This window comes from Apilactobacillus bombintestini (assembly GCF_003627035.1).
GTDB lineage: Bacteria > Bacillota > Bacilli > Lactobacillales > Lactobacillaceae > Apilactobacillus > Apilactobacillus bombintestini.
This window is the reverse complement of sequence record NZ_CP032626.1, coordinates 1,124,602-1,144,244: the sequence shown is the minus strand read 5'-3', so window position 1 is coordinate 1,144,244 and position 19,643 is coordinate 1,124,602. Positions and strand designations below refer to the sequence as shown.

The window sequence follows — 19,643 nt, the reverse complement described above, 5'->3', positions numbered from 1 at the left end:
TTATTTAAATGAACACACAACATAAAATCACGTCGAAAAAAGAGACAGCATCGCTGTCTCTTTTAGACGTTTTATCAGATAAAAATATATTAAAAACTGAAATTTTAGGTGGAATTACCGGCTTCTTTGCGATTTCTTATATCTTAGTGGTTAATCCATTGATATTAAAAGACGCGGGGATGAGTGTTAACTTAACGGTATTTGCCACGATTTTAAGTTCCGTAATTGGTTGCTTTATTATGGGATTTTACGCTAATTCGCCGGTGGTAATTACGCCGGGGATGGGTGTGAATGCTTTCTTTACGTATACTATGGTCGTCAATATGGGACTAACTTGGCAACAGGCTTTAGCTGTTTCGTTAGTATCCACGTTCGCCTTTATGATAATCGCATTTAGTCGCTTTACGGATGTCTTAGAAAAGGGGATTCCATCGTCTTTGAAATCAGCTATTACGGCTGGTATTGGGTTATTCTTAGTTGAAATTGGTTTACAAAAAGCTGACCTAATTCAACAAGGACAATCTTCTTTATTAACGTTGGGATCCTTTAAGAATCCATCATTATTATTAGCGTTATTTGGCTTAATATTGACGTTAGTTTTATATATTAAAAAGATCAAAGCTAGTTTCTTTATCGGTATCATCGTAACTTCTATCGTGGGAATTATTTTTCACGTACATGATAGTAAGGTGCCTACCACTAGCTTAATGGACATTAGTAAATATCATCACTTATTATTTAGATTTGATTTTGGACATATTGTCTCTATTCCATTTGTACTAGCTGCCTTTTCTATGACCATGATTTTAGTCTTTGAGTCTATGGGATTGAATGCCGGAATCTTGCCGGATATGGCAAAGTTTAAAAAGACTTTCCGCTCAGTTTCTATGTCAGGAGTAATTTCTAGTATTTTAGGAACTAGTCCTACAGTTTCTGCAGCAGAAAGTGTTGCCGGTTTTCAATTAGGAGCTCGTACCGGAGTAATGTCGATTACAGCAGGAATTTTATTCTTGTTATCAACATTTTTCATTGGCTTTTTAAAATATGTTCCACAAGCAGCGATTGCACCGGTAATTATTATTACTGGAGCGATTATGTTCGCTAATATTAAAGATATTGATATGAATAATTTTGCAGAATGGTTCCCCGCATTTTTAATTGTGGTATTAATTCCACTTACGGGAAGCATTTCTGTAGGATTAGCCTTTGGCTTTGTGGCATATCCAATCGTTAAGATATGTAACGGCGAAGTTAAAAGCATCAGTTTAATAAATTATGTCTTAAGTGTGTTGTTCTTAATAGATTTAATTCTTACGGCATTTATTTAAAAGGGTAGTCGAAAAGATTACCCTTTTTGTGTGCGTTTTTTTAAGTTATGTAGTGACGAAAACGGGTAATTTTGGTTATAATGGAGAAGTATATGTTTCATAATTGTAAAAAATTATGATATCGGTTAAAGTATAGATAGACGTGAAACAATAATGTTTCACAGTAGGAGGATTTGTATGAATCCAGAAGAATTTAGACATCAATTACTTCAACATAATATCGAAGTAACCGATGCACAAATGCAACAATTCGCTACTTATTATGAATTTTTAGTAGAGACTAACGAACATGTTAATTTAACCACGATTGTGGATCGTGATGAAGTATATTTGAAGCATTTCTATGATTCCATTACACCTGCATTTTATGATGAAAGTTTACGTAATGATGAACTTACTTTATGTGATGTAGGTGCCGGAGCTGGTTTTCCTTCCATTCCTTTAAAGATTTTATTTCCTAATTTAAAAGTTACTATTGTAGATTCTTTAAACAAACGAATTAATTTCTTAAGAGAATTAGTGGAAAAGCTAGGCTTAGAAGGGGTGCAATTACATCACGCCCGCGCGGAAGAATTTGGTGGTAAGAAATCTGCATATCGTGAAAGCTTTGACGTAGCTACTGCGCGTGCCGTAGCTCGTATGAGTGTTTTAGCTGAATTTTGTCTACCTATGGTAAAAATTGGTGGCAAGATGATTGCACTTAAAGCTTCACAAGCCGAAAACGAAATTGCGGATGCTACTGATGCTATTCGTACTTTAGGCGGTAAAATTATTTCTGATGACGAATTTAATTTACCAGTCTCTCATGATCCTCGTCACATAGTGATTTTGGATAAAGTTAAGAAGACACCTAAAGCTTATCCTCGTAAAGCAGGAACACCAAACAAGAAACCTATTGGTTCCAAAGATAAGTAATAAAAAGGAGGGGTTTTAATGGGACACGTTATTTCATTAGCTAACCAAAAAGGAGGAGTAGGTAAAACTACTACTTCTGTAAACCTGGGGGCTGATTTAGCAACTCTAGGAAAGAAAGTATTGTTGATAGATGCTGATGCACAAGGTAATGCTACTTCTGGAGTAGGTATTCAAAAATCAGATATCAAAAAAGATATTTACGACATTTTAGTTAATGAAGAACCTATTTCCGAAGCTATTTTGCCTTCCGCACACAAGAATTTGGATGTGGTACCAGCTACTATTCAACTTTCCGGTGCTGATATTGAATTAACCCCTCAAATGGCAAGAGAAACGCGTTTAGTAAATGCGTTAAAAGAAGTCAAAGATCAATATGATTACATATTAGTTGACTGCCCACCATCATTAGGATTAATTACTATCAATGCTTTCACCGCTAGTGATTCCATTTTAATTCCGGTACAAACGGAATATTATGCACTAGAAGGTTTGAGCCAATTATTAAATACTGTGCAATTAGTTAAAAAACACTTCAATCCTGATTTATGCGTTGAAGGAGTACTTTTGACTATGTACGATGTAAGAACTAAATTAGGACAACAAGTTAATAAAGAAGTACGTAACTACTTTGGTGATACGGTATACGATACTATTATCACCAGAAACGTGCGTTTATCCGAAGCACCTAGTTATGGTTTGCCTATCATTGATTATGATGCTGAATCTAAAGGATCTAAATTATACATGCAATTAGCAAAGGAAGTGTTGGCTGCTCATGGTGAATAATAAAGGCTTAGGTAGAGGAATTGAAGCACTATTTGCTGACAGTGAAATGCAATCAGCAACTGAAGATGTAACTGACTTAGAATTAAGTAAGTTAACACCTAATCCATTCCAACCCAGAACTCATTTTGATACTAAAGCGTTGAAAGATTTAACTAGCTCCATTGAAAAATCCGGAGTATTTCAACCTATTATCGTTAGAAAGTCTAGTAAAAAGGCTGATCAATACGAAATTCTAGCAGGGGAACGTCGTTTCCGTGCTTCTCGTATGGCTGGCAAGAAGACTATTCCGGCGATTGTAAGGGATGCTTCTGATGAACAAATGATGGAAATTGCGGTTATGGAAAACTTGCAAAGAGAAGACCTAAATCCCATTGAAGAAGCCGAAGCTTACAATACCTTAATGACTAAATTAGATATTACCCAAGCTGAAGTATCCAAGCGTTTAGGCAAATCTCGTCCATACATTGCTAACTATCTTCGTTTATTGGGACTACCTAATGAAGTTAAAGAAATGTTGACTAAGAATCAATTATCCATGGGACAAGCTAGAACTTTGTTATCAGTTAAGCCTAAGGAAAACTTAATCAAGTTGGCTAAACGTGCTTATGATGAAACCATGACCGTTCGTCAACTAGAAAAGGCTATCGAAGAACTAAGTTCTAACACTAAGAAGAAACGTCGTCCACGTCGTTCTACTAAGAAGTCACCATTCTTACGTGCTTCTGAAAATGAACTACAAGACAAGTTCGCTACTTCCGTTTCCATCTCCAACAGCCGTTCTAAGAAGGGCAGCGGAAAGATTGAAATTAGCTATACATCAGATGATGATTTAAATCGAATTTTGCAAATTTTAGATATTAATTTAGACTAAAAGGAGAGCATTTTTATGTATTCATTAAATGATGTGGTAGAAATGAAAAAAGCACATCCATGTGGTGCCAATTCTTGGAAAATTATTCGTATGGGTGCTGACATTAAAATCGAATGCCAAAACTGTGGACATATCGTTATGTTAGCGCGTCGTGAATTTGAAAAGAAAATGAAAAAAGTAGTGCAAAAAGCACCTCAAGACTAAATTTAAAGAAAAGAGTGAAATATTTTTATGTCATTAACAGCAGGAATTGTTGGTTTACCAAACGTTGGTAAATCTACTTTATTTAATGCGATTACTAAAGCCGGAGCAGAAATGGCTAATTACCCATTTGCTACTATTGATCCTAACGTCGGAATGGTGGAAGTTCCTGACTCACGTCTAGATCGTATTCAAGAACTTATTCCAGCTAAAAAAATTGTTCCTACTACCTTCGAATTTACTGATATTGCCGGAATCGTTAAGGGTGCCAGCAAGGGTGAAGGTCTAGGTAACAAGTTCCTAGAAAACATTCGTCAAGTAGACGCTATTGTACACGTAGTACGTGCTTTCGATGATGACAACATTACCCACGTTACTGGTAAAGTGGACCCCGTTGCCGATATTGAAACTATCAACCTTGAATTAGGTATTGCGGACTTAGACGCTGTTAACAAGCGTTTAGGCAAGGTACAAAGAGCAGCTAAGGGACGCGATGAAGATGCTTTAGCTGAATTAGCAGTACTAGAAAAAATTAAGCCAGTACTAGAAGCTGGTAAACCAGTACGTTCTATCGACTTTGATGAAGATGAACAAAAGATTGTTAAAGGTCTATTCTTATTAACTTCTAAGCCAGTACTATACGTAGCTAATATCGCCGAAGACGATATGGCTGATCCAGAAGGTTCCAAGTACTTCCAAGAAGTTAAGAAGTACGCTGACGATGAAGGTGCACAAGCTATCGGTATCGCCGCTGAAACTGAAGAAGAAATTGCTGAATTAGACGATGATGATAAAGCTACTTTCCTAGAAGCTGAAGGAGTAGAAGAACCAGGTCTAAACAAGTTAATTCGTGCTTCATACAACCTATTAGGTCTAGAAACCTTCTTCACTGCTGGTGGTAAAGAAACTAAGGCTTGGACTTACTTGAAGGGTACTAAGGCACCTCAAGCAGCCGGAATCATTCACTCTGATTTTGAACGTGGATTCATTCGTGCCGAAGTAATGGCCTTTGATGACTTAGACAAACTAGGTAGTGAACAAGCAGTTAAAGAAGCTGGTAAGCTACGTGTTGAAGGTAAAGATTACGTTATGCACGATGGTGACATCGTTAACTTCAGATTTAACGTTTAATATAGGAGAATTCAAATGACTGAAAAAAGAAATGCACATGTACAACAAAATCGTCATGAAGCAGATCAAAAATTACACAGCCAATTTGATGGAATTGGTTTAACTAAACGTAATTCCGATTACATGTTTAAGTTCAACAAGGAATTACAAAAGACTAATTTATCTGCAGAAAGAAAAGCAGAAATCATCAATCAAATGAAAGATGAATTGCTAGTAGAACAAAAACATGGTGCTACTGCTCGTAATTTGTACGGTACAGTAGGTGAACGTGTGGATTACATCGTTAACCCACCTAAGAAGAAAACCAGTCTAATGGACAATTTCTGGCCAAATGTGGCATATAACTCATTGTTCTTCTTCGTATTGTTTAATCTTTTATACGGGGTAGTTGATCTTATTTCTAAGACTAGTACCAAACAATCAGTGGGTATCTTCTCATTGACTGCAATGTCCATTGTCTTCGGACTATGTGCACCATTCTTAACTAGATTATTAGATAACACAGTTAAGCACACTTACAGTGGCTTAATGCGTGGTCTATTTATGTTGCTAGTTATCGTGGCATGGGTATTAGCATTCTTAGTATTAGTTGCTATTCCACAACAAGGTATCAATATCGTAGTTTCCCCAATTATTAACTTTATCTTAGCAATTGTGGGTATCGCTGCTGATTTCTATGTATACCGTCATTTCACAATTACAGTTAACTTCTTTACCCCTAAAACTACGGGTACAAGAAAATAATTTAAAAAGTTAGCGGGTCAGCTTGACCTATGCTAACTTTTTTTGTATATTATTCTATAAAAAATCAACAGGATAGGAGTTTTATATTATGGACAATTGGGAAACAAAATTCGCAAAAAAAGGTTTAACTTTTGATGACGTTCTACTAATTCCAGCAGAAAGTCACGTTTTACCAAACGAAGTAGACACTTCTGTAAGACTTTCTAAGGACATTAAATTAAACGTTCCATTTCTAAGTGCCAGCATGGACACTGTTACTACCTCAGACATGGCAATTGCTATGGCACAAGTTGGTGGTTTAGGTGTTATTCACAAGAACATGCTAATCGATGAACAAGCTTCTGAAGTTAAGAAAGTTAAAGCAGTAGAAAAGACTGATAAAACTCCTAACGCAGCGGTAGATGCCAACAACCATTTATTATGTGCGGCAGCCGTAGGAGTTACTTCTGATACTTTCAAGCGTGCACAAGCATTATTTGATGCCGGTGCCGATGCCATTATCATTGATACTGCGCATGGTCATTCCGCTGGAGTAATTAGAAAAGTTAAAGAAATTCGCGAAAAGTTTGCTGATAAAACTCTTATCGCCGGAAACGTAGCAACTGGTCAAGCTACTAACGATTTATTCGAAGCCGGTGTAGATGTAGTTAAGGTAGGAATTGGTCCTGGTTCTATCTGTACTACTAGAATCGTTGCAGGTGTGGGTGTTCCACAATTAACTGCTGTATACGATGCTGCTGAAGTTGCCAGAAAATGGCACAAACCTATTATCGCCGATGGAGGAGTTAAGTACTCTGGTGATGCTGCTAAAGCAATCGCTGCTGGTGGTAACGCCGTAATGCTTGGTGGTATGTTATCCGGTACCGACGAAGCTCCTGGTGAAGTATTCGAAGACAATGGTGTTAAATACAAAGCTTACCGTGGAATGGGAAGTGTGGGTGCCATGGAACATGGTTCTGCCGACCGTTACTTCCAAGGTGAAGTTAATGAAGCTAAGAAGTTAGTTCCTGAAGGTATTGAAGCTCGTGTTGAATACAAAGGATCAGCTAAAGACATCATCTTCCAAATGGTAGGTGGTCTAAGAGCTGCCATGGGTTACACTGGTTCTAAAGATATTCAAGCTATGAATGATAATGCCCAATTTGTCCAAATTACTAACGCTGGTTTACGTGAATCACATCCTCATGATGTTCAAATCACTAAAGCAGCTCCTAACTACAAATAATAAATAAACTAAAGCCCTAAGGTTATTAAAATAACTTTAGGGCTTTTTATTATATTTTAAGAATTTGTTGGGGAAAGGTTAAAGGTTCACATAGCTTTCTTATATCTTTTTTATTTACAAAAATATTGTGGTAATATTAAACCATAATATAAACGAGAGAAGGTGTTTCTATGAAAGTCTTAGTAGTGGATGACGATCAAGAAATTGCTGAATTATTAAAAATCTATATAACCAATGAAGGCTGGGACGTAGTCATAGTTAATGATGGTGAAGCAGCCTTAAGCGAATTGCGTAAAAACAGCGACATTGGTTTGATGTTATTAGATGTAATGATGCCTAAGATGTCAGGGATGGAAGTTTTAAAACGAGTAAGAAGAGAAATCGGCTTACCTATTATGATTATTTCTGCCAAAACTGATGATATGGATAAGATTGCTGGATTAATTGGTGGGGCAGATGATTATATTACCAAGCCTTTTAACCCCTTAGAAGTAGTCGCTAGAATGCGTTCGGTATTACGTAGATATTCCGATAACGTATTAGTAAAAGAACCCGAAATTATTCATGTAGGGACTTTAACGATTAATCGTGAAGCCCATGAAGTAAAGAATAGTGAAGGCGAAAACATCGCATTAACTGCTATCGAGTTCGGTATTTTATATTTGCTAGCTAGTCACCCCGGCAGGGTATACTCAGCGAACGAAATCTTCGAAAGTGTTTGGCGCCAAGAAAGTATCATTTCTGCCAAAACAGTAATGGTGCACGTTAGTCACTTACGAGATAAATTAGAAGCAGCTACTAACGGTAGAACGGTAATCGAAACAGTTTGGGGAGTAGGATATCGTGTCAATGAAAACCAAGAATAAAGCCATGACCTTAACGCATAAAGAAAAAATTAGTTTACTAATGGATGCGGTGTTAACCAGTCTTTTCATCCTATTAGTGAACTTTTTAGTATTTTACGTAATTGAAGTTTATTACGCTACTCATCCGGATTGGCAACATGAATTAATTCATATTGGTCATTCAATTTTAGCAGGTAATAATGAACAATTATGGAACTGGAGCAATGTTTTCATTGTGACCATTGCTGCGTTAGATATGTTTTTCTTGTACATTCGTTTGTATATGCATTATCGTCATATTCAACAACAACGCATTATCGCCGAGTTGTACTATATAGCTGATGGTCATTTTGATCATCAAATCCCTTATCGTTTTCAAGGGGATGAACGAAAGATTGTTGATAGTATTAACATTTTAGTAGAAAACGTAATTCATTCTATGTCCGAAGAATTAAAGACGAAGCGTTCTAAGGACGAATTAATTTCGAATGTTTCGCATGATATCCGTACACCATTAACTTCGATTATTGGTTATTTAGGATTGATTGAGAATCATCAATTTAACTCTACGGATGATTTATATAAATACGTACACATCGCTTATTTTAAAGCTAAACAAATGAAGGATTTAGCCGATTCATTATTTGAATATACTAAGTTAACCGAAAGTAATCGTAAGCCTTCACAGGTACGTAAAGTTGAAATGCAATCGATGCTCGATCAATTATCTGCTGAATATGATTTATTAGCTAATGAGCATGAGATGAAGTTGCATACCACTACCAATTTTACGCATTTAGAAATTGAAGCTAATCCCGATGAATTAGCCAGAGCTATTGGTAACTTATTAACTAATGCTTTGAAATACGGTAAAGACGGGGAAAATCTTTATTTAGAAGGCAAACAAATTAACCCTAAAGAATTAGTGATTAAGGTGGCCAATGACGGAGAAAAAATTCCTGAAGCATCACTAGATCACGTTTTTGATCGTTTTTATCGTGTAGAAAATTCTCGCAACAAGTCCACTAGTGGAACGGGCTTGGGTTTAGCGATTGTAAATGAAATTGTTAAGTTACATGGCGGATACTGTGAAGTATCTTCTAATGATAAATTAACCACTTTTAGTTTGCATTTACCCATTCAACAAGAAAATAAATTAATACCCGCACAGGGAAAACATTAGGAGATGTAAAAATGCCAAATAAGCTGTCCCTTAAGTTATCTTTAGTGATAGTTAGTTTAGTTATGTTATTAGGAATCGCTACTAGTACGGTGCCCAACGTACAAGCTAGCCAAGATAAAACCGAAGAAATCGCGCGTAGTAAAAAGTTAGATAAAGACACGCAAAAATTATTGAAGAGCAATAAGCCTTTGCAATTGGATGCTAAGTCCGCGTTGGCGATTGATTATAAGACGGGCCAATTATTATATGCTAAAAATATTAATAAGGCCTTGCCAGTAGCTTCTATGAGTAAGCTATTAACTTTATACGTAACCTTGCATATGATTCATAATGGTCAAGCACACTGGAACGATAAAGTAAAAATCAATCGTGATTTACATAAATTAAGTGTGGATAAAGACTATGCTAACGTTAAGTTGAAATTAGGTCATTACTACACCATCCGTCAGTTATATCAAGCAGCCGTATATTCAGAAAATGCCGCCACTATGGCATTAGGATATGGTTTAGCCCACGGCAGTACTCAAAAATTTGCGTTAATGATGAGACATCAAGCACGAGATTTAGGCATTAAAGATGCCACTATTTATACTGCTTGTGGATTAACTAACGGCGAAGTGGGGGCATTAGGTTTCAAAGATGCGCCTTATGATGCCGAAAATAAATTATCAGCTCGTGACATGGCACTATTAGCTATGAAGATATTGCAACTATATCCTGATATTTTAAAGAGTACGTCAGCTAATACTACTAAGTTTGAAAAAACTACTATGCTAAATTGGAATTGGATGATTAAAGGCCGTAGCCAAGCATTACCTGACATTATGGTAGATGGACTAAAGACAGGGACTTCCGACACTGCTAAGGCTTGTTTTACCGGTACAGCGGTGAAAAATGGTCGTCGTATTATTACCGTAGTGATGGGAGTGCCTAATAAAGGTCAATATGATCCTAATCGTTTTATCCAAACTAGAAAGTTAATGAAATATGTATTTGCTAAGTATCACTACTTTGCTTTACCTAAGGGTGCTTATCTAAATGGTATTACCAACGGTTTTAACAATGGCATGATTAATGTAGCCGACGGTAAACGTAAACATGTGGATTTAAGCATCGCGAAAAATACTAACGTTTGGCTAACTAAAAAACAAATGTTTAATATCGTAGATGTAAAACCTACTAAGAATTATCAAGGAAATCATGGAGTAGAAGCACCATTTACTGATGAAGATGTAATTGCCACCGGAAAAGTAATGGGAATTTCTTATCTACCCGGTGTAAATAACACAGTAAGTTTAAAATCTAATCAAAATGTTAAATCTATTAACTTCTTTGCACGGATTTGGCATAAAATTCTTAATCTATTTTAATTAAATGGAGTCGTCAGCGTCATGACGGCTCTTTTTTGTCCTATAAATTATACTTTCGTGATAGAATATAAGGTGAATAATACTCGGGGGAACGACATATGAAACGAAAATGGATATGTATATTAAGTATTGCTTTATTGCTATGTAGTACCGGACTTTTTGGTACGACCGCTTCAGCAAGTGTTAAGACGGGAAGAAAAGGGATGACACTCGATAGTGCTCGAACCTTTTATTCTCCTGATTTGATTAAAAAATATATTCGAACTTTGTCTAAACACCATGCTAGTTTTTTGAATTTACATTTAACTGATAACGAACGCTTTGGTGTAGAAAATGCTTACTTAGGCCAAACTACCCGTAAGGCCGTAAAAAAGCATGGCATTTACTATAACAAAAAGACTAAGAAAGCCTTTCTAAGTAAAAATCAATTAAAAGAATTGATCCGTTATGCCAAACAACGACATATTGAATTAATACCCGAAATTGATTTACCTGGACATGACGAAAGTGTTCTACGCTTGTTAAGTTATTCTAAAAAGGGTCGTCATATAAAACGCCAAGTAGTACAAAAGGGCGGTTATCATGAAATGAAGTACGGAAGTGCACATACTTTAGCATTATCCAAACGTATTTTGTCGGAATACCTTCCTTTGTTGAGCAAGGGGATGCATATTGGTATCGGAACTGATGAATTATCAGTAGATACTAAGAGCCAAGAAAAAACCTTTGCTAAGTATCTTAATGCCATGGACAGTTATGTTAACAAACATGGTAAGAAGTTATCTGCCTGGAATGATGGTTTTCACAAACGAGTTATTTCTAAAATTCACAAGAATATTTTAGTTTTCTACTGGAGTAGAAATGGTGAAATTAGTAATCAACATGATCGTCGTGAAATGATTCGTTTACGTGCTACCTTACCTCAATTGGTAAAGAAGGGCTTTAACGTTATCAATTGTGATTTCTATTATTTATATGTAATTAATAATAAGAAAATGTATACCGCTGATTCTCGTAGCTATTGGAAGCAAGCATTGAAAAAGTGGAATTCGCATGTGTGGGATGATAATAATTTTTCCGATGCATATCATGGTAAAAGGGAAATAAGCGCTGCTATTTGTATTTGGGGAGTTGCAGATTCTGGATACAATGGCCAACGTTCTTATAAATTAAGTCAACAATATTTGAATGCATTCTTGCAACATAAATAAGGCTATCTATTTTTGTTGAGAATTGTTATTATAACAGTGTTCATATGATTACTATTTAAAATATTGTAAATTAAGTTAGATTATTGAAACTATTTTGCGTTATAATGTGTATGCAGTTTAATTTTTCATTAGGCTAAATTACAAGATAGCGTAAAAATGATACCTATGGTTTTTAAACGGGGGAATATTATTTGACAAAGCAAATACCAAATCCAAATGAACCGCGTTGGCTGACTAATGTAAAGACAGCCATGCCTTTGAACATTAGTTACGTTCCCATTGGAATTGCGTGTGGAATTTTGTTACATGCAGCAGGTTTTAACACCTTATTGACAGCATTAGTTTCACTAGTGGTTTTCTCAGGTGGTGCACAATTTTTGATAGCTTCCATGCTAACAATTAATTCACCATTACTTTCAATTGTAATTATGTTATTCTTCTTGGAACTAAGATATGCATTATTAGGTTCAAGTATTTCTAAGTATTTACAAGGAAAATCATTTTGGTTTACGGTAGTTTTTGCACTTTCATTGAATGATGAAACTTATGCGGTAAACTATTTGAAACTTTCTACTGATAAGAAGTTTACACCAGAAGACGCATTACAAATTGAACATTACGCGTTAGTGGTATGGACTATTAGTACAGTAATTGGAAGTCTAGTAGGTTCATCCATTTCTATTAATTTGACAGTGGTTCACTTTGCCTTAACTGCGTTATTTATCTACATGGTGGTAATGCAAATGAAGTCATTATTGAAGGTATTAATTATCTTGCTAACTATTGGACTAGCAATTGTCTTCATGTTATTAATGAAGTCAACACTAGGTTTAGTAGTTTCAACATTATTAGCTTCTTTTGTAGGTTTCTTTATAGAATCCTGGATCCGCAGCCACTACAAGCGCTACAAGAAGAATCGTTTGTTACGCTTGTTTAAGAACCCTGCGGGAACACCACAAGATAAATTCGAAGAAGAAACGGAGTAGGAGATTTTCTATGGAGTGGAATTCAACACAACATTTTTTTCTTATAATATTATGTTTCATCGTGGCCTTTATCCCAAGATTTGTGCCATTATCATTTTTTAGAACCAGAAAAATTCCTAAGTGGTTTAATGAATGGATGGGATACATTCCAATTGCTTTATTTACTTCACTAGTAGTAAAGGATTTGTGTATTACATCATCATATACTTTGTCAATTTCTGGAAAAGCTCCAGAATTAATTGCTGCTTTATTAGTATTTTTGATTGCGTATTGGACACGTTCCATGGCAATTTCAGTAATCCTGGGCTTAGCCTCAGTTATGCTATTAGCAGTATTTCTATAAAATAAAAATAAACATTAATAAAAAGACAATAAAAAAAGAGCTAATCGAATTTCGATTAGCTCTTTTAATTTATCTTAATTATTTATCTTCTTTATACATGTAATCACGTGTCATAGGTAGTTCTTGTCCAGAAGGTCCCTTAGATAGTAAGTATTGCATAACATCGATATTTCCAGCTTTGAATGAACCGGCACAAGTCTTTAGGTATAAGTCCCACATTCTTAAGAAGCGTTCGTCATCACCCATAACTTCTTTAACTTCATCGATATGATCGTTGAAGTTCTTGTCCCAGTGTTCCAAAGTACGTTGGTAATGTCTTCTTAGTGATTCTAAGTCACTAATTTGTAGACCGTTATCAACAATGTGGTCTAGGTTTTCAGTCATACCTGGAACGTAGCCACCTGGGAAGATGTACTTGTTAATCCAACCGTTGAAGGCACCACCTTGTTGTCTTGTGATACCGTGGATTAAAGCCACACCATGTTCTTTTAAGTATTTGGCAACGCAACCGAAGTATTCGTCTAGGTTTTCTTTACCTACGTGTTCGAACATACCTACAGAAGTGATGTAATCAAATTGTTCATCTAAATCACGGTAGTCTTGTAAACGAACTTCAGCTTTGTCTTGTAAACCAAGTTTTTCAATTTGTGAGTTTACGTAATCGCATTGTTCTTGACTTAGAGTAACACCAACTACTTTAAGGTCGTATTCCTTAGCAGCAGTAAGCATTAAAGTACCCCAACCACAACCGATATCTAGAAGGGTACGACCTGGTTGAGGGTTTAATTTTTTGATAATGTGATGCACTTTTTTAACTTGTGCTTCGTACAAATCATCAGTGTCGTCAAAGTAAGCACATGAGTAAGTCATGGTCTTATCTAACCAAATCTTGTAGAAATCATTACCAATGTCATAGTGACTTTGGATATCTTTCTTACTAGTAGATTCATTATGGTTTTGCTTTGGCAAAAAGTTAATGTATTTGTGATCACGGATAAAACTAGTTGATTTACGGTATGCAGCAACGATTAAGTCTTCCATGCTACCTTCAACTTCGATTTTTCCGTCCATGTATGCTTCACCCAATGCAATTGAAGCATTCTTTCGAATATCTTTAATTGGAATTGGTTCTTTCATAGTGATAACTGCCTTAGGTTCGCCATCACCATATTGTTCAGATTTGCCGTCCCAGTAATTTACTTTAATGGGTTCGTCGAATCCGTGTTTAAAAAATGTTTTAAAAAAGGTTTTTTCAAACATTAGAACAGTCCTTTCTATAATATTAACCACCATACTAGTATACACTTTTAAGGGTACTTTTTGTAAGTATATACCACCGATAAATTTAATTAATTTTATGTAGTTAAATGTTATAATGGACGTACAAAATTTTTTTCGAGGTGTCTGTATGAAATGGTGGGATAAATTCGTTGCCAACGTGGATTTGAGACGTTGGTGTGTATTAATATTTATCATTTTCGTGCTATTTTTAATGCGCGATATGATAAGCATGTTGTTACTAACTTTCATTTTTTCTTTGTTAGTAACTAAGTGGGTTCTTTTTGTACGAAGATACATTAAGATCCCCGCACCGTTATTAGTTATAATAACTTATTTGATATTTATAGCAGCAGTGGTGGCTGTGATTGCCATTTACTCACCTGTAATTTATGATCAAGCTATCATGACTTCTAAACACATTGTAGCTTTCTACAATGATCCAGATAATTTTGTCGGTGATGAAAGAATTCAATCAATGATTACCGAATTTATTCACCGTTCCAATTTCTTGTCTGAAGTAAAGGGCAGTTTCTCATTGTTATTTGACTATATTCAAAGTATTGGTCAAATGGGATTAACTTTCTTTATGTCATTAATTTTGAGTTTCTTCTTTACTTTGGAAGAAAAATCAATGGCAGAATTTAGTAAACGCTTCTTAACTTCTAAATTCTCTTGGTTCTTCCAAGATGTATATTACTTTGCTAAGACTTTTACTAAGACTTTCGGGGTAGTGTTAGAAGCACAATTTCTAATTGCTATTTTCAATACTATATTTACTACTATCATCATGGCTATTTTAGGTATGCCACAATTAGTAATTTTATCCATTATGGTATTCTTCTTAAGTTTAGTTCCAGTAGCAGGGGTAATTATTTCACTAGTGCCATTATCTATTGTAGGATACTCAGTAGGGGGCATTCGCTACATCATATACTTAGTTATTATGATTATGATTGTCCACTTCCTAGAAGCTTACATTTTGAATCCAAAATTAATGTCTTCTAGAACTGAATTGCCTATTTTCTACACTTTCTGCGCTTTATTGATCGGTGAAGAAGTATTTGGTGCATGGGGCTTAATCGTTTCTGTACCTATCTTGGCTTTCTTCCTAGAAATCATTGGTGTAAAAGGTGAAAGTAAAAAGGGATTAAAACTAAAAAAGAAGATAAATCTCAAGAGAATTAGGAAATAGGATGTAAAATTTTCTATTTTGGTGTAGAATTATATTGTTAATTTAAGAAACAGAAAGGGGTTTTAACCTATGGCAAAACTTGTATTGATTCGTCACGGACAAAGTCAATGGAACCTTTCAAACCAATTCACTGGTTGGGAAGACGTTGATTTAAGTGACAAGGGTGTTGAAGAAGCTAAAGAAGCTGGTAAGTTAATTAAGAAGGCAGGTCTAGAATTTGACTATGCATACACTTCAGTATTAACTCGTGCTATCAAGACTTTACACTACGCACTAGAAGAATCCGACCAACTATGGGTTCCAGAAACTAAGACTTGGAGATTAAACGAACGTCATTACGGTCGTCTACAAGGTCTAAACAAGAAGGAAACTGCTGAAAAGTACGGAGACGAACAAGTACACATTTGGCGTCGTTCATACGACACTCTACCTCCATTATTGAGTGCTGATGATGAAGGTTCAGCTGTTAACGATCGTCGTTACAAGGACTTAGATCCTAACTTAATCCCTGGTGGTGAAAACCTAAAGGTTACTCTAGAACGTGTAATGCCTCTATGGGCTGACCAAATTGCTCCTAAATTATTAGATGGCAAGAACGTTTTAATTGCTGCCCACGGTAACTCACTACGTGCTTTAAGTAAGTACATTGAAAGAATCTCTGATGATGACATCATGGATTTAGAAATGAAGACTGGTGAACCAGTTGTTTACGATTTCAATGACAAACTTGAAGTAGTTAACAAAACTAAATTAGACGATTAATTTAAGACTTTAAACAAAAGGCCTACTGTTTATACAGTAGGTCTTTTTATGTACTAAAAAACGCCCATATTTGCATATGAGCGTCTTTTTTATTTATTAGTAAACCATTTATGAATACTTGGCCAACTATTGTTGTTAATAATCATACGTGGAGTATAGATTAAATCAGAATGTTTACCATTACCGTGATTGTAAACTACACCACTATCTAGAGTACCAACCCAACCTAGGTGTTGGTGTCTCAAGAAGTTAGAAATACGATCAGTTCCACCACCGTAAGGGTAGGCGAATTCTTCACCATAAATTCCGGTGTGTTTCTTCAATACTACACGTGATTTAGCAAAGTCACGAGTGAAACGGTGGTAATTGTGAGGTAAGTTAAAGATAGGAATTAGTGATGATGTTAGGTAATGCATATTATTAGTATGTAAACCAACAGTCATTAAATTACCAGCTTCTTGACGAGCTCCTTGAATTTGTTTCCAAGTAGCTAATTGAGTACCTTCACGATATCTACCAGTGTTTCCAGTAATGATGAAAGTAGTAAATGGGAATTTATACTTTTTCATAGTTGGAATGGCGTTATCGATAGTAGTTCTATCAATATCATCGAAAGTCAATACAGCGTATTTACCACGAATAGGTTTCTTAGAATTAGTCATTTTAACCATTTCTGCACTGGAAACCACTTTAATGTGATGGTCGTGTAGGAATTTCATTTGATCTTTAAATTCATTGGCAGGAACGTTGAAATCATGTAATTGTGAGTTAGTAGATAGGGTTCTTGAAACATTAACTCCAAAATTGTCTTTCAAAATTCGGTGGTAACAGAAAACTAAAATACCATTTTTGCTTTTTTCTTCTTGCTTAGATAGTCCATAGTATTCGCTGCTACCTTTATCGTATTGGATAGATTTGTGAATAGTAAAGGACATTAAAATAACAATAATAATTGCAAAGATAACTACGATAATTTTACGTTGCTTTCTTGAAAATCTTCTACTTTTGGTCGACATGTTTGTTTAACCTCCGTAATTGTTTCAATCTAAAGATTGAGTAGATTGAAGTTAACACAATTAAAATAATAATAGCTACTATAATCTTGATATATAAAATATAATTTAGGTTTAATAATAGATAAAAACTAACGAAATCATCGCTGTAATAGCCTAATAAGAAGGCTAAATTAGTTACTAATACGAATATTACATAAATCCATAAGAGTGAGAATAATACAAAATGCATTAGCTTTCTTAAAAATGTGCTTTTCTTTCTGATAACGAATAAATCGTAATCATCCAAATTTCTTTTTTTCATAATTATTTAACCCCCGGTCAGGACTGCTCCATGTACCTACGTTGTCAGGATCTAAGAAGAATGATACTAGAGCTAAGATACATGAAACCAGGTTAATCATCCAGTAGTATACGATGTAAGCTGGAATCAATAATAAATCCACAAAATCTAGTAATGCTGATTCGTGAGAACCGTAGAAACCAATACAGAATTGGAAAATACTTACTAAGATAAGGATTAGTAAAACATCACCATCTAATTGAATTTCATGAATTAGGAATAAATTGAAGAAATAAGAAATAGTACTTAAAGCAGTTAAAACGGCCCAAATACTACTAATGATAGTTTCATATAGTAGGGCTTTTTGGGTAATTGTACTGTGTAGTAATAAATCATGGTTCTTAGCAATAACTTCCATACCACCACGAGCCCAACGACGACGTTGCTTAATTAAGTTCTTAGTCTTTTCAGGAACTAAGATCCAGCAAATCATGGTTGGTTGGTAACTTACTTGCCAGCCTTTACGGTATAGACGCCAAGTAATATCGATATCTTCGGTGATAACATCAGTATGCCAACCACCTACATCTTCTAGTGCTTCACGACGGAAACCAACGATAACACCAGAAACGGTATTGATACGACCATATAAGAAAGATTGAGCTTTCTTAATAATATCGATAACACCAATGTATTCTAGTAATTGAAGGCGTCCCAGTACAGTAGTACGGTTTCTTACTACTGGCTTACCAGCCACAGCACCCAATTTATCATTGGATTTTAGAGTCTTTAGTAATTCTTTAACGGAATTTTTATCTAGTAGTGAGTCAGCATCCATTCCTAGGATATATTTACCTTCAGAAACAGCAAATCCTTCATTCATAGCATTTGCTTTTCCTTGATTATGCTCGATAGGAACTATCTTAATTTTGAATTGATCAGCATATTCTTTTTGAAGTTTATACATTAACTCTAGGGTATTATCACTACTTTTGTCATCCACTAGGATAACTTCAAAGTTGGAATAATCTACCTTTGAAATGGCTTTAATAGCATCTTCTAAAGTGTCTTTTTCGTTGTGCGCAGGCACCAAAATAGAAACTAAGTCGTCACCACTAACCTTTGCAAACTTTTCGGAGCGACGATATATGGATTCAAAAATTGCACCTACAATCCAGATGGCAGATACAACAATGGGGTATCCAATAATAAAGTCGTTAATTATGTTTAAAAACCACATTGTATATATTTTCCTCCTTAGGAAATATGTTTTATATCATTATATAATATTGATAATTTGATACCTGAATAATTGCTTAAGTATCCTTATAAACAATTATAGATTAAAAAAATTAATATATCAAAATAGGTTGTCTCAATATTGGTAATTAAAAAGGATTTCTTATGCAGAAATCCTTTTTAACCAATAAATTGTACTTATATCTAATATTATGATTTGTGTTGAATGATTCTGGCTTCCATTTTTCCATCATTATTTACGAAATGAATATGTTTATTGGGATCATCTTCGATAGGACCCATATCAATAGAAGCATTTCCATCAATTACGTCTAGTGATTCAAAACGCTCATATATTAACTTATGAAGTAACTCACCTGTGTCATCAATAAAGGATGCCTTTTCAGCGGACTTAGCTAACGTGTAGCCGGAATCTAGGAACGATTTTATCAATTCTACTTTATAAAGTGTGCTGAGTGGGTAACGATAATTGGTATTTTTATCCTTATTTTTACAAGTGATATATCCTTTTTGTTGCCAGTATCTAATTTTACTTTGTGGTACGTTACAAGTTCTTGATAATGCACCAATTCCAATAGATAAATTAGTGTTTTTCATGGACTTTTGAATACGTTTAGAGTACTCGGATATTTCATCTTTACTATATTTTTCTATGTGCTCATTAGACATAAATCACACCTCTTTTATTAAATTACTTTTGTTAAATTATCATC

21 protein-coding genes are annotated in these 19,643 nt (G+C 35.1%); 16 read left to right on the top strand and 5 right to left on the bottom strand.

What is annotated here, in order from left to right; all coding sequences use genetic code 11:
- The first annotated feature begins 8 nt into the window (after positions 1–8).
- The 14 genes from D7I45_RS05710 to D7I45_RS05645 all read left to right on the top strand — a co-directional run bounded on the left by D7I45_RS05710 (position 9) and on the right by D7I45_RS05645 (position 13,139).
- On the top strand, positions 9–1,328 hold the full coding sequence (locus D7I45_RS05710) for an NCS2 family permease (protein WP_120784750.1): 1,320 nt from the start codon (positions 9–11) through the stop codon (positions 1,326–1,328).
- 177 nt (positions 1,329–1,505) lie between these two features.
- Positions 1,506–2,243 carry a 16S rRNA (guanine(527)-N(7))-methyltransferase RsmG gene (gene rsmG, locus D7I45_RS05705; protein ID WP_120784749.1) on the top strand — a complete coding sequence of 246 codons (738 nt, stop codon included), beginning with the start codon at positions 1,506–1,508 and terminating at the stop codon, positions 2,241–2,243.
- Positions 2,244–2,261: 18 nt separating this feature from the next.
- Positions 2,262–3,029, top strand: a complete 768-nt coding sequence (locus D7I45_RS05700) for a ParA family protein (RefSeq protein ID WP_120784748.1) — start codon at positions 2,262–2,264, stop codon at positions 3,027–3,029.
- Positions 3,019–3,900, top strand: a complete 882-nt coding sequence (locus D7I45_RS05695) for a ParB/RepB/Spo0J family partition protein (RefSeq protein WP_120784747.1) — start codon at positions 3,019–3,021, stop codon at positions 3,898–3,900. Before D7I45_RS05700 ends, D7I45_RS05695 begins: the two co-directional genes overlap by 11 nt.
- A gap of 15 nt (positions 3,901–3,915) precedes the next feature.
- Positions 3,916–4,104 (top strand): DUF951 domain-containing protein, encoded by a 189-nt coding sequence (locus tag D7I45_RS05690; RefSeq protein ID WP_120784746.1) that lies wholly within the window; start codon positions 3,916–3,918, stop codon positions 4,102–4,104.
- 27 nt (positions 4,105–4,131) lie between these two features.
- On the top strand, positions 4,132–5,232 hold the full coding sequence (gene ychF, locus D7I45_RS05685; protein WP_120784745.1) for a redox-regulated ATPase YchF: 1,101 nt from the start codon (positions 4,132–4,134) through the stop codon (positions 5,230–5,232).
- 15 nt (positions 5,233–5,247) lie between these two features.
- On the top strand, positions 5,248–5,976 hold the full coding sequence (locus tag D7I45_RS05680) for a DUF1129 domain-containing protein (protein ID WP_120784744.1): 729 nt from the start codon (positions 5,248–5,250) through the stop codon (positions 5,974–5,976).
- Between the two features lie 88 nt (positions 5,977–6,064).
- A complete protein-coding gene (gene guaB, locus D7I45_RS05675) occupies positions 6,065–7,201 on the top strand; it encodes an IMP dehydrogenase (RefSeq protein ID WP_120784743.1) in 1,137 nt (378 codons plus the stop codon).
- A 170-nt stretch (positions 7,202–7,371) separates the two neighbouring features.
- A complete protein-coding gene (locus D7I45_RS05670; RefSeq protein WP_120784742.1) occupies positions 7,372–8,067 on the top strand; it encodes a response regulator transcription factor in 696 nt (231 codons plus the stop codon).
- Positions 8,051–9,229: a sensor histidine kinase gene (locus D7I45_RS05665; RefSeq protein ID WP_120784741.1), complete on the top strand. Its 1,179-nt coding sequence runs from the start codon at positions 8,051–8,053 to the stop codon at positions 9,227–9,229. The genes D7I45_RS05670 and D7I45_RS05665 overlap by 17 nt, the downstream gene beginning before the upstream one ends.
- A gap of 11 nt (positions 9,230–9,240) precedes the next feature.
- Positions 9,241–10,599, top strand: coding sequence for a D-alanyl-D-alanine carboxypeptidase family protein (locus tag D7I45_RS05660; protein WP_120784740.1), 1,359 nt, complete (start codon positions 9,241–9,243; stop codon positions 10,597–10,599).
- A gap of 98 nt (positions 10,600–10,697) precedes the next feature.
- On the top strand, positions 10,698–11,810 hold the full coding sequence (locus D7I45_RS05655) for a family 20 glycosylhydrolase (protein ID WP_120784739.1): 1,113 nt from the start codon (positions 10,698–10,700) through the stop codon (positions 11,808–11,810).
- Between the two features lie 251 nt (positions 11,811–12,061).
- Positions 12,062–12,796: an AzlC family ABC transporter permease gene (locus D7I45_RS05650; protein ID WP_120784896.1), complete on the top strand. Its 735-nt coding sequence runs from the start codon at positions 12,062–12,064 to the stop codon at positions 12,794–12,796.
- Between the two features lie 10 nt (positions 12,797–12,806).
- The gene (locus D7I45_RS05645; protein WP_120784738.1) at positions 12,807–13,139 is read left to right on the top strand and encodes an AzlD domain-containing protein; all 333 of its coding nucleotides are present in this window, start codon (positions 12,807–12,809) and stop codon (positions 13,137–13,139) included.
- Between the two features lie 78 nt (positions 13,140–13,217).
- Here D7I45_RS05645 and D7I45_RS05640 read toward each other — a convergent pair whose 3' ends face one another.
- Complete coding sequence (locus D7I45_RS05640; protein WP_120784737.1) at positions 13,218–14,399, bottom strand: SAM-dependent methyltransferase; 1,182 nt, start codon at positions 14,397–14,399, stop codon at positions 13,218–13,220.
- Positions 14,400–14,547: 148 nt separating this feature from the next.
- Here D7I45_RS05640 and D7I45_RS05635 point away from each other — a divergent pair, with 148 nt between their 5' ends.
- Together D7I45_RS05635 and D7I45_RS05630 are read left to right on the top strand one after the other, a co-directional pair.
- Complete coding sequence (locus D7I45_RS05635) at positions 14,548–15,612, top strand: AI-2E family transporter (protein WP_120784736.1); 1,065 nt, start codon at positions 14,548–14,550, stop codon at positions 15,610–15,612.
- 69 nt (positions 15,613–15,681) lie between these two features.
- Positions 15,682–16,374, top strand: coding sequence for a 2,3-diphosphoglycerate-dependent phosphoglycerate mutase (locus D7I45_RS05630; protein WP_120784735.1), 693 nt, complete (start codon positions 15,682–15,684; stop codon positions 16,372–16,374).
- Positions 16,375–16,463: 89 nt separating this feature from the next.
- On the opposite strand, the gene D7I45_RS05625 is transcribed toward D7I45_RS05630, so the two are convergent.
- From D7I45_RS05625 to D7I45_RS05610, 4 genes are all read right to left on the bottom strand, one after another.
- Positions 16,464–17,390, bottom strand: a complete 927-nt coding sequence (locus D7I45_RS05625) for a polysaccharide deacetylase family protein (RefSeq protein ID WP_120784734.1) — start codon at positions 17,388–17,390, stop codon at positions 16,464–16,466.
- A complete protein-coding gene (locus D7I45_RS05620; protein WP_120784733.1) occupies positions 17,374–17,691 on the bottom strand; it encodes a hypothetical protein in 318 nt (105 codons plus the stop codon). Before D7I45_RS05620 ends, D7I45_RS05625 begins: the two co-directional genes overlap by 17 nt.
- A complete protein-coding gene (locus D7I45_RS05615; protein ID WP_120784732.1) occupies positions 17,669–18,910 on the bottom strand; it encodes a glycosyltransferase in 1,242 nt (413 codons plus the stop codon). The genes D7I45_RS05620 and D7I45_RS05615 overlap by 23 nt, the downstream gene beginning before the upstream one ends.
- A 209-nt stretch (positions 18,911–19,119) precedes the next feature.
- Entirely contained in the window at positions 19,120–19,599 is a 480-nt protein-coding gene (locus D7I45_RS05610) for a MerR family transcriptional regulator (protein WP_120784731.1), read from the bottom strand.
- Positions 19,600–19,643 lie beyond the last annotated feature (44 nt).